A 14977-nucleotide genomic window follows, 5' to 3' on the forward strand; every position below is an offset into this window, starting at 1 on the left:
CCTTCAAAAACAGGGACGTTTTTGAAGAGCCTACAGGGATGTATTCACGGCGTGTTTCAGAAAAAGGCCCCGGGTGCTTGTGCACATACACCAGAACAAGCGGGCTACCCCAACTCAGACCACCAACAAAGATCAAATGGCAATGGGCGCCCTGATCACACCCTGAGGCTCATACCCCTCAACCTCAAAGTCTTCATACTCGTAATCAAAGATCGAATCCGGCTTCCGCAGAATCCGCAGCGTAGGCAACCGCCCCGGCTTGCGCTTCAACTGCTCAAACACAATGTCGTCAGTCAGATGGTTCTGGTACAGGTGACAGTCACCAAAGGTATGCACAAACTCGCCCACCTCCAGATCACACTGCTGCGCAATCATATGGGTCAGCAGACTGTAGGACGCGATATTGAACGGCACCCCCAGGAACAGGTCGGCACTGCGCTGGTAGAGCTGGCAGGACAGGCGGCCATCCGCCACATAGAACTGGAACAGACAGTGACAGGGCGCCAGGGCCATCCGCCCTTCCCGGGCATTGTCCTGGGGGCCCATGGACTCGTCCGGCAGCTCCGCCGGGTTCCAGGCCGTCACGATATGGCGGCGGGAATTGGGCTTGGTGCGAATCTGCTCGATCACCTCGCTGATCTGGTCCACCACGCGACCGTCGGGGCACTGCCAGCTGCGCCACTGCTTGCCGTAGATCGGTCCCAGGTCGCCGTTCTCCAGCGCCCACTCATCCCAGATACTGACCTTGCGCTCCTTCAGCCAGTTGTTGTCCGTGGAACCCTGAAGGAACCACAACAGCTCATAGATGATGCTGCGCAGGTGCACCTTCTTGGTGGTCAGCAGCGGGAAGCCCTGCTCCAGGTCAAAGCGCAACTGACGACCAAACACCGAACGGGTACCCACACCCGTACGGTCACCCTTGTCGGTGCCGTTGGCGACCACATCGTTCATCAGATCAAGGTAGGCTTTCATGACTTCACGCCTCTGTATGCAAACACCATCAGCAAGGCACCGGCGATGACCATCGGCAGTGACAGCAACTGCCCCATGGTCAGCCAGTCGAAGGCCAGATAACCCAGCTGGGGGTCCGGCTGACGGAAGAATTCAACGACAATCCTGAAACAGCCATACAGGATCAGGAACAGCCCCGAAACCGCCATCGTGGGGCGCGGCTTCGATGAGAATATCCAGAGGATGGTAAACAATGCCACCCCCTCCAGCGCAAACTGATACAGCTGTGACGGGTGTCGTGCCAGCATATCCGGCGCCTGGGGAAACACCATGCCCCAGGGCACATCCGTCGGTCGGCCCCAGAGTTCGCCATTGATGAAATTACCGATACGCCCGGCCCCCAGCCCCACCGGCACCAGTGGCGCCACGAAATCCGCAATGCGGAAGAAACCGCAGCCCAGCTTGCGACCGTACCACCACATGGCGAGCATGACGCCAATCAGGCCACCATGGAAGGCCATGCCCCCTTCCCAGACCCGCAACAACCATAATGGGTCTGCCGCGAACTGGTCGAAGTTGTAGAACACCACATAGCCGAAACGGCCCCCCAGGATCACACCCAGGGCGATATAGAACAACAGGTCACCCACCTGCTGTTCATTGAGTGGCGTCCACTCCTTGCGGGCGCGGACCTTGCCCAGCCACCAGCCCACGGCGAATCCCACCAGGTAGGTCAGGCCATACCAGTGGATCTTCAGGGGGCCGACCGAAATGGCCACGGGATCGAATTGTGGGTGTTTGAGCATGCACAGACCTCAGAGAAGGAAACGGGTGCCAACGATCAGCAACAGGATGGCAAACAGGCGTTTCAGCAGTTTGGCATCCAGCTTATGGGCCAGGATGGCGCCGAAGCGGGCGAAGATCACACTGGTTGCCACGATACCCACCATCGCCGGCAGGTAGACAAAGCCGGCGGCATAGTCCGGTAACAACGGGTTGCCCCAGCCGGTCCAGAGGTTGGTGGCGGCGCCGGCGATGGCGATGGGCAGGCCGCAGGCCGCCGAAGTGGCCACCGCCTGCTGCATCCGCACACTGCGCCAGCTCAGGAAGGGCACCGTCAGGGTGCCTCCACCGATACCGAAAATGGCCGATCCCCAGCCGGTGACCGTACCGGCCACTGACAGCAGTGGTTTGCCCGGCTCGGGTCTGGCGGTTGTCGGGTTGATATCCAGCAGCATCTTCAGCGCCACCAGGATGACAAACACGCCGATGATCAGTTCCAGCGCCTCGCCACTTAACAGCGACGCCGTCCAGGCACCGAGTGCCGCACCCACCACGATACCCACCACCATGGGGCGGAACAGCTCCCAGCGCACCGCGCCTTTCTGGTGGTGGGAACGGATGGAACTGATGGAGGTGAACACAATGGTCGCCAGGGACGTACCCACCGCCAGGTGAGCGGCGATCTCCGGACTGATACCCTGCAATCCGAAGCTGAAGATCAGCACCGGTACGATCACCAGGCCACCGCCGATGCCGAACAGCCCCGCCAGGGTGCCGGCCAGGGCGCCAAGGGCCAGATAGAGCCCGAATACCAGAACCAGGGACATGCACACCACCGTCCATTGAAAATCAAAGCGTGTATCATACACAAAGCATCAGGGGTCAGCATTTCCCCGCTCCAGCAATCAGATGGAAACCTATGTGCCTTATCCTCTTTGCCATTGACCAGCACCGCGACTTCCCCCTGGTACTGGCCGCCAATCGCGACGAATTCTACGACCGCCCCACCACGCCCATGCACTGGTGGCCGGACAGCAACCTGCTGGCGGGGCGGGATGACCGCTCTGGCGGCACATGGCTGGCGATATCGCAGGCTGGCGTGGTCAGCGCCGTGACCAACGTGCGGGAAGGCAGCGCCGAGCCCGGACGGCTGACCCGGGGCAAGCTGCCCCTGATAATCCAGCAGCAATCCAGGCGGGACGTGCAGCAACACCTGGCCGATAACGGCAACCTGTACGCCGGCTTCAACCTGATCCAGGCCACCCGAAACGAGGGCTGGTACTACAGCAACCGGGACGCCCATCCGGGCCGAGACCTGCACCGGGGCAGCTATGGTGTCAGCAACCACCTGCTACAGAGCCCCTGGCCGAAACTGGTACGACTCCGGGGACAGCTTCGGGAAACCCTTGCCCACTGCAATCCGAACGCCCCGGACGCCCTGCACCGGACGCTGATGGAGCAACTTAAGGACACGTCACCAGCCCCGGACCACCTGCTGCCTGATACCGGCATCGGGCTGGAACAGGAGCGCTTCCTGTCGTCGCCGTTTATCCGTTCCGACCTCTACGGGACCCGGGCCAGTACCGTGATCACGGTCTCCCGCGAGGGCGAGGTACGGGTGACGGAGCAGACCTGGTCGCGGGGTGGCACTCCGGACAACCTGCAGCATTTCTGCTGGCAGGTGCCGGACAACCGCTGACATTCACCGGCGAAGGTTCGGCCCCGATGATCGCTCTGGTATACTTGCCGCAACCCAACGCGCCTCGTGAAGCTGACGGAGAGCCCCATGGCTGATACCCCGGAAACCACATCCATTGCCGATTTCGAGAAGTCCCTCGCCGAGCTGGAAGGGCTGGTCAGGGACCTGGAACAGGGGGAACTGTCCCTGGAGCAATCGCTGGGCGCCTTCGAACGGGGTGTCAAGCTGACCCGGGAGTGCCAGCAGGCGTTACGCCAGGCGGAGCAAAGGGTACAGCAACTGGTGGAGCGGGAAGACGGCAGCCTGGAGGCCCAGCCGTTCAATCCGCCGGAAGACGATGGGGAGCAGGGCTGACAATGCACCACGCCTCCACCGGTGACTTCCTTGCCACCTGCGCCTCCCTGACCGACGACGCCCTGGCCCGTCGCCTGCCGGATGAGACCATCGAGCCCCGTCGCCTTCATGGCGCCATGCGCTACAGCGTGCTTGGCGGTGGCAAGCGTATCCGCCCGGCCCTGGCCATGGCCGCCGCAACCGCCGTGGGCGGGCAACCGGCGCAGGCACTGGTGGCGGCCTGCGCCGTCGAGCTGATCCATGCCTACTCGCTGATTCACGACGACCTGCCGGCCATGGACGATGACGAGCTGCGCCGTGGCCGCCCCACCACCCATATCCAGTACGACGAAGCCACCGCCATCCTGGCCGGCGATGCCTTGCAGGCCCTCGCCTTCGAATGGCTGTCCACCGACCCGTCGCTGACTGCGGAGGCCCGCCTGGCGATGGTGCAGCGGCTTGCCTCGGCCAGCGGCAGCACCGGCATGGTGGGCGGCCAGGCCATTGATTTGGGAGCCGTGGGACAACGCCTGTCCCTGGACGACCTGGAACAGATGCATCGACGCAAGACCGGCGCCCTGATCGAGGCGAGCGTGCAGCTTGGCGTGCTGTCCGTGGAGGGCGCCAGCGCCGGGAACTCCCACCATGAACACCTGGCCCATTACGCCCGGGCCATCGGCCTGGCCTTCCAGGTACAGGATGACCTGCTGGACATCGAGGGGGACACCAGCGTGATCGGCAAACCCCAGGGCTCCGACCAGGCCCGTAGTAAACCTACCTATCCGGCGTTGATGGGGGTTGACGGTGCCCGGGACTATCTTGCCACACTGTTGCAACAATGCAGGCAAAGCCTGGCGGACTTTGGTCCGGAAGCGGACGCCCTCAGGGGCATGGCGGAATTCGTGGTGTCGCGACGCTACTGAAACCGCCCCCTCCATCGCCTATAATGGACGCTTTAGCCTGTGGGACGTCAGTCGGACCATGGCCCTAACGTTCCCCTCAATCACCGAGACAAGACCCGGACGGATGCAGGATTCAGATATTTTCAAGGAAATCCCCACCCAGCGCCCCCACACACCGCTGCTGGACGGGATTGACACGCCAGACCAGCTTCGCCTGCTGTCGGAGGAAGATCTGCCGGCACTGGCCCGGGAACTGCGCGCGTTCCTGCTGTGGACCGTGGGGCAGTCCGGCGGGCACTTCGGTGCCGGCCTGGGGGTGCTGGAGCTGACCGTGGCCCTGCACTATGTCTTCAACACCCCGGAAGACCGCCTGGTGTGGGATGTGGGCCACCAGGCCTACCCCCACAAGATTCTCACCGGTCGCAAGGAACGTATGGGCAGCATCCGTCAGAAGGATGGCCTGGCCGGTTTCCCCAAGCGTGCGGAAAGCCAGTACGACACCTTTGGCGTGGGGCATTCCAGCACCTCCATCAGCGCTGCCCTGGGCATGGCCCTGGCCGCCCGGCAGCAACAGACCGGTCGCCGCAGCATCGCGGTAATCGGTGACGGCGCCATGACCGCGGGCATGGCCTTCGAGGCCCTGAACCACGCCGGTCACCTGGATGCGGATATGCTGGTGATCCTGAACGACAACGACATGTCCATTTCCAAGAATGTGGGTGGCCTGTCCAACTATTTCGCCCGCCTGCTGTCCAGCCGTACCTACAACCAGGTGCGGGACAGCGGCAAGAAGGTGCTGCAGGCGGCGCCGCCCCTGATGGCCCTGGCCCGCAAGACCGAGGAACACTTCAAGGGCATGATTGCCCCCGGCACCCTGTTCGAGGAGTTGGGCTTCAACTACATCGGCCCCATCGATGGCCACGACCTGCCGCTGCTGGTGGATACCCTGCAGAACATCCGTGAGCTGGACGGCCCCCAGTTCCTCCATGTGGTGACCCGCAAGGGCAAGGGGTTTGCGCCAGCGGAGGACGACCCCATTGGCTATCACGCCATCAACAAGATCGAGCCGCTGCCGCCGAGCAAGCCGGAGCCGGTGAAGCCCAAGCCGAAACTGCCCAAGTACGCCAATGTGTTCGGCCAGTGGCTGTGCGATGCGGCGGAGCAGGACGAGCGAATCGTCGGCATTACGCCGGCCATGTGCGAGGGCTCCGACCTGCTGGCCTTCTCGAAGCGCTTTCCGGACCGTTACCACGACGTGGCCATTGCCGAGCAACATTCGGTCACCCTGGCGGCGGGCCTGGCCTGTGATGGCGCCAAGCCGGTGGTGGCGATCTACTCCACCTTCCTGCAGCGGGCCTATGACCAGTTGATCCATGACGTGGCCATCCAAAATCTGGATGTGCTGTTTGCCATCGACCGGGCCGGCCTGGTGGGTGAGGATGGTCCGACCCATGCCGGGGCGTTCGACCTGAGCTACCTGCGGTGCGTGCCGAACATGGTGGTGATGACGCCGTCGGATGAGAATGAGACCCGGCAGTTATTGCAGACCGGACTGATGCATAACGGTCCGGCCGCCGTACGCTATCCCCGGGGGACTGGTCCGGGTGCGGTGATCGAGCAGGAACTGAAGACCCTGCCAATTGGCGAGGGCCGTGTGGTCCGGGAAGGCGAGTCGGTGGCTATCCTGAATTTCGGGACCCGGCTGTCCGCAGCCCTGGAGGCGGCCGACAGGCTCAATGCGACGGTGGCGGACATGCGGTTTGTGAAGCCGCTGGATGAGCGTCTGGTGGCGGAGCTGGTGGCGTCCCACGATGTGGTGGTGACCCTGGAGGAGAATGCCATTGCCGGGGGGGCCGGCAGTGCGGTAACGGAGTTCCTGAACCGGGAGGGGATCGCGAAGGCGGTGCTCCAGCTGGGGCTGCCGGACCGCTATGTGGACCATGGCAAGCACGGGGAACTGCTCACCGAGGTCGGGCTGGATGCCGCTGGCATCGAGGCGTCTATTCGCAAGCGTATCAGCGCCGGGAAACCTGACCTTAAAGCAGCTCCGTAAGCCTGGAAGAGGCCAGCGCTAGCTCCTGGAATCTCAAGATCGGGGGCTGGTGCCAGGGTGAGGGGAGCTTTCGGAGCTGCAATTCACGGCCCATCCCTGGGCCGACCTTGCACCGCGACATCCCTGTCGCTGCTCCGAAAGCCCCCTCACCCTGACACCGTCAGACCTTTGGAGTCAGTCCTTTTCGGGCCCGGCCTTCCTGCGTGCAAAAATAACTATTCCGGATCGTCGTCCTGGTGCGTTTCCAGCCAGTGGCCCAGCTTGCTCTGCTTGGTGTCCAGGTAATGTTCGTTGTGAGGGTTGCGGCCAACGTGGAGGGGAACCCGCTCGACAACATCGATACCCAGGCCACGCAGGGAATCCACCTTGCGGGGGTTGTTGGTCATCAGGCGGAGGCTGCGGATGCCCAGGTGATCGAGCATGTCCTTGCACATGCTGTAGTCCCGCAGGTCAGCGGCAAAACCCAGTCGTTCATTGGCCTCTACCGTATCGGCGCCCTCGTCCTGCAGCTTGTAGGCGCGGATCTTGTTGAGCAGCCCGATACCACGGCCTTCCTGGCGCAGGTACATGAGAATTCCCCGCCCTTCCCTTGCGATGCTCCTCAGGGCTTCCTCGAGCTGGTAGCCACAGTCGCACCGCATGCTGTACAGGGCATCGCCTGTCAGGCACTCGGAGTGGGTACGGGCCAGCATGGGCTGGTCACTGTCCAGGTCTCCCAGCGTCAGGGCAACATGCTCCTTGCCCGTGTCCGGTTCCTCGAAACCGTGCATTTGAAAAACGCCAAAAGGCGTGGGCAGGCGACAGGTCTGGATGTAGCGAACAGCCACAGTGTTTCCTCGTGAGTCCTAAATGCAATGAGCGGGGCATTCTAGCAGATGGCGGCCAGTCGGCGTAGTTCCAGATGGCCCGTATACTCCCACAGAACCTGCGGAAAGTATGAAAACCATCCTAGATACGCCCAGCAGGAAGATTCGGATGGCCTGCACACATGCATAAGGGCAGGTACCGGGTAGGGCTTTCCGGAACCCTCAAAAATAGGGGTGGAACGCGTTAGCGTTCCACGGCCTGGCCAAGGACGGTCAGGCCAGGACCTTTACGGCGACGCAGGAGCAATAAGCCGTAAAGGTTTTTGAGGAGCCTACATGGACGTATTCACGGCGTGTTCTGGAAAGCCCTACCCGGTGCCCGGCCCACCACCAAACCCAAAGGACTATTCCGCCTGCCAATGCCCACTACGCCCACCCTTTTTCTCAAGCAGGCGCACCCCCGTAATCTCCATACCCCGATCCACCGCCTTGCACATATCGTAGAGCGTCAAAGCGGCAACACTGACCGCAGTCAGCGCCTCCATCTCGACGCCGGTCTGCCCCGCCAGCTTGCAGCGAGCCTCAATATGCACTGATGACGGCTCCCGCTGCGGGGTGAAGGCCAACTTGACCGAAGACAGGTTCAGGGCGTGGCACAGGGGGATCAGATCATGGGTCTTCTTGGCCGCCATGATGCCCGCCACCCGGGCCACGGCCAGTACATCGCCCTTGGGATGCTCGCCGTCCACGATCATCGCCAGGGTAGTGGGATCCATGAGGATCCGCCCCTCGGCAACCGCTTCACGTTCGGTTACCTCCTTGCTGCCCACATCCACCATTCGGGCCGCACCCTGGTCATCCAAGTGGGTCAGCTTGCTCATATTGCCTCCGGTCTGTTGTCGGGTGTGATCCACCACCAGGAGATACCGGCAATGCCCTGGGCGCCGGCCTGTATGGCTCTGTCGAGATAATCCGGGCCAATGCCCCCCAGGGCGTAGACCGGCACCACCGCAGTGTCCGTCAGTACGGCGAACCGATCCCACCCCATACCTTCGGCCTCCGGATGGGTGGGAGTGGGAAGCACCGGCCCCAGGGTAGCGTAGTCCGCCCCGATCGCCGCCGCATGGGCCAGTTCGTCGGCATTGTGACAGGACACTCCGAACCAGCGGTCATCCGGCACCGGTCGCTCCGTCAGCGATGCCGCCCGGCGCCAGCTCAGGTGCAGGCCGGCCACCGGCAAATCTGCCACCAGTTCGGGACGGTCATGCACCATCACGGGGGTATCAGGCAGACGCTGCAGGCATTGCCCTACCACCCCAGTGTACGCCTCCGATGTCAGGGATGGCAGGCGCAGGAGCATCAATGGAAGCTCCTGGTATTCAACACCCCGGACACAACGTTCGACGGCAGTCCCGGCCTTGCTCACATCGCCAGTGATAGCCAACTGACGTGGCAGTCGGATGGCGCTGATGATGGGCCGGTTCGCGGCGGGAAAGTCACTGGCGGTCAGCTCCACCGGCGCCAGCCAGAATACCGGCTGCCCCTCCACACCATGGGGCGATCCCGTGGAATCGTGGGTCTGCCAGACATCCAGCAGCACTTCCTTGTCGCCGTAGTCATGGCGTATGCGGATCAGGGGTTCCAGAGCCTCCGTGGAGACGCTGACGGCGGTTTCCTCCAGCAGTTCACGGGCCAGTGCCTGCTGCACGCCCTCGCCGGGTTCCACCTTGCCACCCGGGAACTCCAGCAGGCCTCCCTGGTGGACATCGTCGGGGCGTCGGGCAATGAGGATGCGGCCATCACGCCAGATCACTCCCACCGCCACATGGACAAGCTTGCGGGTGCCTTCGGCCATCAGGTCCGGTACTCCGCGTTTATGGTGACATAGTCATGGGAGAAGTCGCAGGTCCACACGGTTTCCTCGATGCGTCCACGTTTGAGGTCGATGCGGACGGTGATTTCCTCCTGGTCCATCACCGCCTGGCCCCGCTCCTCGGTGTAGTCGTCGGCACGACCACCGTCCCGCACCAGGCAAACATCCCCCAGGAAGATCTCCACGGCCTCCAGGTCGAGCCCGTCGACACCGGCACGGCCGACCGCCGCCAGGATGCGTCCCCAGTTGGGGTCAGAGGCAAACAGCGCGGTCTTGACCAGCGGCGAGTGGGCGACGGTGTACGCCACATCCAGTGCTTCCCGCTGGCCGGCGGCGCCGGTGACGTTGATGGTGACAAACTTGGTGGCACCCTCCCCGTCCCGGACGATGGCGTGGGCCAGCTCCAGGTAGACCGACTGCAAGGCATCCCGTAGGGCCTCATAGTGTTCACTTTCCACCGTGGCCACGCCGGCACCGGACTGGCCGGTGGCGATCAGCATGCAGGCATCGTTGGTGGAGGTGTCGCCATCAATGGTGATGCGATTGAAGGATTTCTCCCCCAGTTCGTTGCTGAGCTTCTGCAACACCGCCGGCGAAATGGAGGCATCGGTGGCGATAAAGCCCAGCATGGTGGCCATGTTCGGGCGGATCATGCCGGCCCCCTTGCTGATGCCCGAGATGGTCACCGTGCGACCATCGATGTCCAGTTGCCGGGTGGCCCCCTTGGGGCGGGTATCGGTAGTCATGATGCCCGCTGCCGCCTGGGCCCAGTTGTCGGCGGACAGGTTGGCCAGGGCGTCCGGCAGGGCCGCCACGATCCGGTCCACAGGCAGCGGCTCGCCAATGACGCCGGTGGAGAACGGCAGAACCGAATGCGCCTTCACACCCGCTGCCTCCGCCAGGGCCTCGCAGCAGGTATTGGCATCCTTCAAGCCCCGCGCCCCGGTGCCAGCATTGGCATTGCCGGTATTGATCAGCAGGTAGCGGGGCTCACCCTCCACCAGGTGCTCCCGGGTCACATGGACCGGCGCGGCACAGAACTGGTTGGTGGTGAAGATGCCGGCTACCCGGCTGCCCTTGGCCAGCTCCAGGACCACCACATCCTTTCGGCCCGGCTTCTTGATGCCGGCGCTGGCTATGCCGAGCCTGACCCCCGCCACGGGGTAGAAGGGTTCGGGTAACGTTGCGGGACCTACTGCCATAACTGCCTCCTTTGCCGACCGGTCCGGGACCGGCCCTCTGTCATCATGTCTGAAGATAAAAAAACCCGCAGCCCCGGTGGTTCGGAGGTGCGGGTTGTTCTGGTTCGGTTCAGTGCGGCGTCAGGCGATCTTGCCGCAGCACTGCTTGTACTTCTTGCCGGACCCGCACGGACAGGGCTCGTTTCGACCCACCTTTCGGTCCTGGCGGACATAGGTCTCCGGCGTGGCACCACTGGCCCGGTCGCCTTCACCCTGCCCCTGGCCACCCTGTTCCGCCTGGGTGGCGCTGGTTTGATCATGGCGCATGCGGGCGGCGGCCAGTTCCTTCTCCAGCTGTTCCCGGCGCTGGCGTTCCACCTCTTCCATTTCCTCACGGGTCTGGACCTTCACATGGCAAAGCACCCGGGTAATGTCACGCTTCATGCTGTCCAGCATGGACTCGAACAGGTTGAAGGCTTCGCGCTTGTACTCCTGCTTGGGGTTCTTCTGGGCATAGCCCCGCAGGTGGATACCACGACGCAGGTGGTCCATGTTGGACAGGTGCTCCTTCCATAGGGTATCCAGAACCTGCAGGAACACCTGCTTCTCGAACTTGCGCATGGACTCGGCACCCACCACTTCTTCCTTGGTCCGGTAGGCGGCGACAATCTCTTCGAGGATACGTTCGCGCAGCTTTTCCTCGTAGAGTTTCTTGTCCTCGTCCAGCCACTGCTGGATGGGCAGCTCGATGGACATCTCCGAGGCCAGGTGGGCTTCCAGACCAGGCACATCCCACTGCTCCGGCATGCTCTGGGGCGGGATGAACTCGCTGATGGTTTCTTCCACCACGTCGGCGCGGATGCCGTCGATCATTTCCGACACATCCTCGGAGGCCATCACCTCGTTCCGCTGCTCGTAGATCACGGTCCGCTGGTCGTTGGCGACATCGTCGTATTCCAGCAGGGTCTTCCGCATATCGAAGTTGCGGCCTTCCACCTTGCGCTGGGATTTCTCGATGGCGTTGGTGACCATGCGGTGCTCGATGGCCTCTCCCTTCTTCATGCCCATGGCCTGCATCAGCTTCTTGACCCGGTCCGGGGCGAAGATGCGCATCAGGTTGTCTTCCAGGGACAGGAAGAAGCGGGAGGACCCCGGGTCCCCCTGACGACCGGCACGGCCCCGAAGCTGGTTGTCGATCCGGCGGGACTCGTGGCGCTCGGTACCGATGATGTGCAGGCCACCGGCTGCCAGCACCTGCTGGTGACGCTCTTCCCACTCCGACTTGATGGTGTCGATCTGCTCCTGGGTGGGCTCTTCCAGGGAAGCCACCTCGGTTTCCCAGTTGCCGCCCAGCATGATGTCGGTACCCCGACCGGCCATGTTGGTGGCAATGGTAACGGCACCCGGGCGGCCGGCCTGGGCAATCACCTGGGCCTCACTCTCATGGTGCTTGGCGTTGAGAATCTTGTGTTCGATACGGGCCTTCTTGAGCAGCGCCGACAGCACCTCGGAGGCTTCCACCGAGGCGGTACCCACCAGCACCGGGCGGTTCTCCGCGGTCACATCCTTGATCTCGTCAATGATGGCGTGGAACTTCTCTTCCTGGGTCAGGTAGATCAGGTCGTTGTAGTCGGTACGCTGGATCGGCTTGTTGGGTGGAATCACCACCACATCCAGGCCGTAGATCTGGCGGAATTCGAAGGCTTCGGTATCCGCGGTACCGGTCATACCCGCCAGCTTGTCGTACATGCGGAAATAGTTCTGGAAGGTGGTGGAGGCCAGGGTCTGGCTCTCGGCCTTGATGTCGACCCCTTCCTTCGCCTCGATGGCCTGGTGCAGGCCCTCGCTCCAGCGACGGCCCGGCATGGTACGACCGGTGTGCTCATCCACGATCACCACCTGGCCATTCTGTACCAGGTAGTCCACCTCACGGTGGAACAGGTGGTGGGCACGCAAGGCGGAGTGGACATGGTGCAGCAGGGCCAGGTTGGCGGCGGAGTAGAGGTTGTCCCCTTCCTTCAGCAGTCCCCGGTCCAGCAGCAGCTGCTCCACCTTCTCATGGCCGCCTTCGGTAAGCTCCACCTGCCTGGACTTCTCGTCGATGGTGAAGTCGCCGGTGGGCTCACCCTCCCCCTCGTCCTCGGGCACCTCGCCCTTTTCCAGGGAGGGAATCAGGGTGTTGATTTCCCGGTACAGCTTGGAGCTGTCCTCGGCGGCACCGGAGATGATCAGCGGGGTACGGGCCTCGTCGATAAGGATGGAGTCCACTTCGTCCACGATGGCGTAGTTCAGGGGGCGCTGGACCTTGTCCTGGGTGCTGAACGCCATGTTGTCCCGCAGGTAGTCGAAACCGAACTCGTTGTTGGTGCCGTAGGTAATATCCGCCTGGTAGGCTTCACGCTTCTCTTCCGGCGGCTGCCCGGACACCACCACCCCCACGGTCATGCCCAGGAAGCGATAGAGCTTGCCCATCCACTCGGCGTCCCGGCGGGCAAGGTAGTCGTTCACCGTCACCACGTGCACACCACGGCCGGCCAGGGCGTTCAGGTACACCGAGGCGGTAGCCACCAGGGTCTTGCCTTCCCCGGTCTTCATCTCGGCAATGTGGCCTTCATGGAGGGTCATGGCGCCAATAAGCTGCACATCAAAGTGACGCATGCCCATGACCCGGCGGCTGGCCTCGCGCACGGTGGCAAAAGCATCCGGAAGCAACTGGTCCAGGGTCTCGCCCTTCTCGAGACGGTCCCGGAATTCCGTGGTCCTGGCCTGCAACTGATCGTCTGACAGCCCTTCGAGGGACTCCTCGAGTGCGTTGATGCGCGACACCACCTTGCGCATCCTTTTGACCTCGCGGGCGTTTTTACTGCCGAACATCTTCGTTGCAAGCTTCGTGAACATAGACCACTGCTTCTTTGATTAAACGGAGGAAGCCGGCATTCTAACCTTATTTTGCAAGAGGACAAAAGGCGGCCGGCTTCGGGCATGGCGGGAAATACCCCGGAAACCGGGGCTGGATCACATGGGACGGGTGGACCGGCCACTTATTGACCGGCCACCGGTACATCAGGAGATTACCGGTGCTAGCGGGACGCCCGCTGGATATAGGTCACCGGATTGCGGGCCTTGCCATTCTGCAGGACTTCGAAATGCACATGAGGACCGGTGGAACGGCCGGTGGAGCCCATGGTGGCAATGGCCTGGCCCTTCTGGACCACCTGGCCAACCTCCACTTCCACCGTCTTGGCGTGGGCATAGCGGGTAACCAGGCCATCGCCATGGTCGATCTCCACCAGGTTACCGTAGCCATGGCGGTCACCGGCAAAGGTGACCACACCGGCGGCCACCGAGATAATGTCACTGCCGTCCTTGCCCGCCAGATCCACGCCATTGTGCCAGGTGCGCTTGCCATTGAAGGGGTCAGTCCGGTAGCCAAACGGTGACGACAGCCATCCCCAGGTAATGGGGCGGCCTTCCACGAAGCGTTCGTCTTCCAGGCGACGGTTGGAGATCAGCGTATCCAGCAGGCGCAATTGCTGCTCCCGGTCACGGATTCGCTGGTCAAGCTGGTTGATCAGTTGCGTCAGTTGGGGAGAGGTGAAGGAACGGGCCTCGCCGGCTTCCTCCTCCGGACCGCCCACTGCAGGAGCTTCATCGAAGTTGAACTCATCCGCGGCGACGGCGCCATTGTCCACAAAGCGCTGTCCCAGGGCATCCAGCCGCAGGAGGCGGCCCTGCATTTCACCCAGCCGCAGGGTCATGGCATCCACCTGCTCCCGGGCCTCCCGCTCAAGTTCCGCCAGTTGCTTTTCCTGGCCCTGGAGGGTTTCATGCCACTGGGCCAGGATATAGGAGGGCACCACCGGGCGATCGGCAACCCGGGCCATCGCCGCCTGGTAACCGGCCCAGGCACACAGGGCCACAATAGCCAGTGTGAACGCCGCAACCACCAGGATACCGCCAGGATGCAGCGTGAAGACTTTCGAACGACCGTGATTCTGACCTACAAGGATGATGTTCATTGTCTCTAACCAATAACGTGTTATGAACAATCCCTGTCCCGACGACCGATTCCTTTCCCTGGCGACCCTGGAAGCGCTTAACGCCCCGGTTGGTCGTCACTCTGAAACCTGGCCTGATCATAAACCGGACGTGACCATTAAAAGGAGAAGGATGTCTTCCTTTTGGCTGTCAGGCTGTTACGCTTTGTTAACGGCCTCCGGGCCCGCCACGGGCGATGGAGACCGATTGACGGCAGCGATACGCGGATCACTGCCACCCGAAGACTGGTTAATCTTTGCACAGAAGGCAAAGCTCCCATAGCGCGGGATACACTTTACCACCAACTGTCACGGAACCGCGCCATAGGTAGCCTGTTAGTGTATACAAACCATCGCTA

13 protein-coding genes are annotated in these 14977 nt (G+C 62.6%); 4 read left to right on the forward strand and 9 right to left on the reverse strand.

Going from position 1 to position 14977, the window contains the following annotated elements:
- Window positions 1-132: 132 nt before the first annotated feature.
- From RO069_RS08390 to RO069_RS08400, 3 genes are read right to left on the reverse strand one after another with little or no spacing between them, the layout of a single operon-like run.
- Entirely contained in the window at window positions 133-972 is an 840-nt protein-coding gene (locus RO069_RS08390; protein WP_328186695.1) for a thymidylate synthase, read from the reverse strand.
- Window positions 969-1757, reverse strand: a complete 789-nt coding sequence (gene lgt, locus RO069_RS08395; protein WP_328186696.1) for a prolipoprotein diacylglyceryl transferase — start codon at window positions 1755-1757, stop codon at window positions 969-971. Before lgt ends, RO069_RS08390 begins: the two co-directional genes overlap by 4 nt.
- A 9-nt stretch (window positions 1758-1766) precedes the next feature.
- Window positions 1767-2561, reverse strand: coding sequence for a sulfite exporter TauE/SafE family protein (locus tag RO069_RS08400; protein ID WP_328186697.1), 795 nt, complete (start codon window positions 2559-2561; stop codon window positions 1767-1769).
- Window positions 2562-2653: 92 nt separating this feature from the next.
- On the opposite strand from RO069_RS08400, the gene RO069_RS08405 reads away from it, so the two are divergent.
- The 4 genes from RO069_RS08405 to dxs all read left to right on the forward strand — a co-directional run bounded on the left by RO069_RS08405 (window position 2654) and on the right by dxs (window position 6721).
- Window positions 2654-3433 carry an NRDE family protein gene (locus RO069_RS08405; RefSeq protein ID WP_328186699.1) on the forward strand — a complete coding sequence of 260 codons (780 nt, stop codon included), beginning with the start codon at window positions 2654-2656 and terminating at the stop codon, window positions 3431-3433.
- A gap of 87 nt (window positions 3434-3520) precedes the next feature.
- Window positions 3521-3787, forward strand: coding sequence for an exodeoxyribonuclease VII small subunit (locus RO069_RS08410; protein ID WP_328186700.1), 267 nt, complete (start codon window positions 3521-3523; stop codon window positions 3785-3787).
- 2 nt (window positions 3788-3789) lie between these two features.
- Entirely contained in the window at window positions 3790-4689 is a 900-nt protein-coding gene (locus RO069_RS08415) for a polyprenyl synthetase family protein (RefSeq protein WP_328186702.1), read from the forward strand.
- A 103-nt stretch (window positions 4690-4792) separates the two neighbouring features.
- A complete protein-coding gene (gene dxs, locus RO069_RS08420) occupies window positions 4793-6721 on the forward strand; it encodes a 1-deoxy-D-xylulose-5-phosphate synthase (RefSeq protein WP_328186703.1) in 1929 nt (642 codons plus the stop codon).
- 215 nt (window positions 6722-6936) lie between these two features.
- Here the strand turns inward: dxs and ribA are convergent, their stop codons facing one another.
- From ribA to RO069_RS08450, 6 genes are all read right to left on the reverse strand, one after another.
- Window positions 6937-7548 carry a GTP cyclohydrolase II gene (gene ribA, locus RO069_RS08425; protein WP_328186704.1) on the reverse strand — a complete coding sequence of 204 codons (612 nt, stop codon included), beginning with the start codon at window positions 7546-7548 and terminating at the stop codon, window positions 6937-6939.
- Between the two features lie 383 nt (window positions 7549-7931).
- The gene (moaC, locus tag RO069_RS08430) at window positions 7932-8408 is read right to left on the reverse strand and encodes a cyclic pyranopterin monophosphate synthase MoaC (protein WP_328186705.1); all 477 of its coding nucleotides are present in this window, start codon (window positions 8406-8408) and stop codon (window positions 7932-7934) included.
- Complete coding sequence (locus tag RO069_RS08435) at window positions 8405-9382, reverse strand: Nudix family hydrolase (protein WP_328186707.1); 978 nt, start codon at window positions 9380-9382, stop codon at window positions 8405-8407. Before RO069_RS08435 ends, moaC begins: the two co-directional genes overlap by 4 nt.
- Window positions 9382-10602, reverse strand: coding sequence for a bifunctional glutamate N-acetyltransferase/amino-acid acetyltransferase ArgJ (gene argJ, locus RO069_RS08440; protein WP_328186709.1), 1221 nt, complete (start codon window positions 10600-10602; stop codon window positions 9382-9384). Before argJ ends, RO069_RS08435 begins: the two co-directional genes overlap by 1 nt.
- Before the next feature lie 120 nt (window positions 10603-10722).
- Window positions 10723-13479, reverse strand: a complete 2757-nt coding sequence (secA, locus tag RO069_RS08445) for a preprotein translocase subunit SecA (protein ID WP_328186711.1) — start codon at window positions 13477-13479, stop codon at window positions 10723-10725.
- Window positions 13480-13661: 182 nt separating this feature from the next.
- Window positions 13662-14600, reverse strand: coding sequence for a M23 family metallopeptidase (locus tag RO069_RS08450; RefSeq protein WP_328186713.1), 939 nt, complete (start codon window positions 14598-14600; stop codon window positions 13662-13664).
- Window positions 14601-14977: the final 377 nt, after the last annotated feature.

The organism is Marinobacter sp. OP 3.4, assembly GCF_036224885.1.
GTDB lineage: Bacteria > Pseudomonadota > Gammaproteobacteria > Pseudomonadales > Oleiphilaceae > Marinobacter.

Excerpts from the sequence above, each read along its gene's own strand:
- secA (WP_328186711.1), bottom strand. The coding sequence starts at position 13,479 with ATGTTCACGAAGCTTGCAACGAAGATGTTCGGCAGTAAAAACGCCCGC.
- moaC (WP_328186705.1), bottom strand. The coding sequence starts at position 8,408 with ATGAGCAAGCTGACCCACTTGGATGACCAGGGTGCGGCCCGAATGGTG.
- dxs (WP_328186703.1), top strand. The coding sequence starts at position 4,793 with ATGCAGGATTCAGATATTTTCAAGGAAATCCCCACCCAGCGCCCCCAC.
- RO069_RS08400 (WP_328186697.1), bottom strand. The coding sequence starts at position 2,561 with ATGTCCCTGGTTCTGGTATTCGGGCTCTATCTGGCCCTTGGCGCCCTG.
- argJ (WP_328186709.1), bottom strand. The coding sequence starts at position 10,602 with ATGGCAGTAGGTCCCGCAACGTTACCCGAACCCTTCTACCCCGTGGCG.
- lgt (WP_328186696.1), bottom strand. The coding sequence starts at position 1,757 with ATGCTCAAACACCCACAATTCGATCCCGTGGCCATTTCGGTCGGCCCC.
- RO069_RS08410 (WP_328186700.1), top strand. The coding sequence starts at position 3,521 with ATGGCTGATACCCCGGAAACCACATCCATTGCCGATTTCGAGAAGTCC.
- RO069_RS08450 (WP_328186713.1), bottom strand. The coding sequence starts at position 14,600 with ATGAACATCATCCTTGTAGGTCAGAATCACGGTCGTTCGAAAGTCTTC.
- RO069_RS08390 (WP_328186695.1), bottom strand. The coding sequence starts at position 972 with ATGAAAGCCTACCTTGATCTGATGAACGATGTGGTCGCCAACGGCACC.
- RO069_RS08415 (WP_328186702.1), top strand. The coding sequence starts at position 3,790 with ATGCACCACGCCTCCACCGGTGACTTCCTTGCCACCTGCGCCTCCCTG.
- RO069_RS08435 (WP_328186707.1), bottom strand. The coding sequence starts at position 9,382 with ATGGCCGAAGGCACCCGCAAGCTTGTCCATGTGGCGGTGGGAGTGATC.
- RO069_RS08405 (WP_328186699.1), top strand. The coding sequence starts at position 2,654 with ATGTGCCTTATCCTCTTTGCCATTGACCAGCACCGCGACTTCCCCCTG.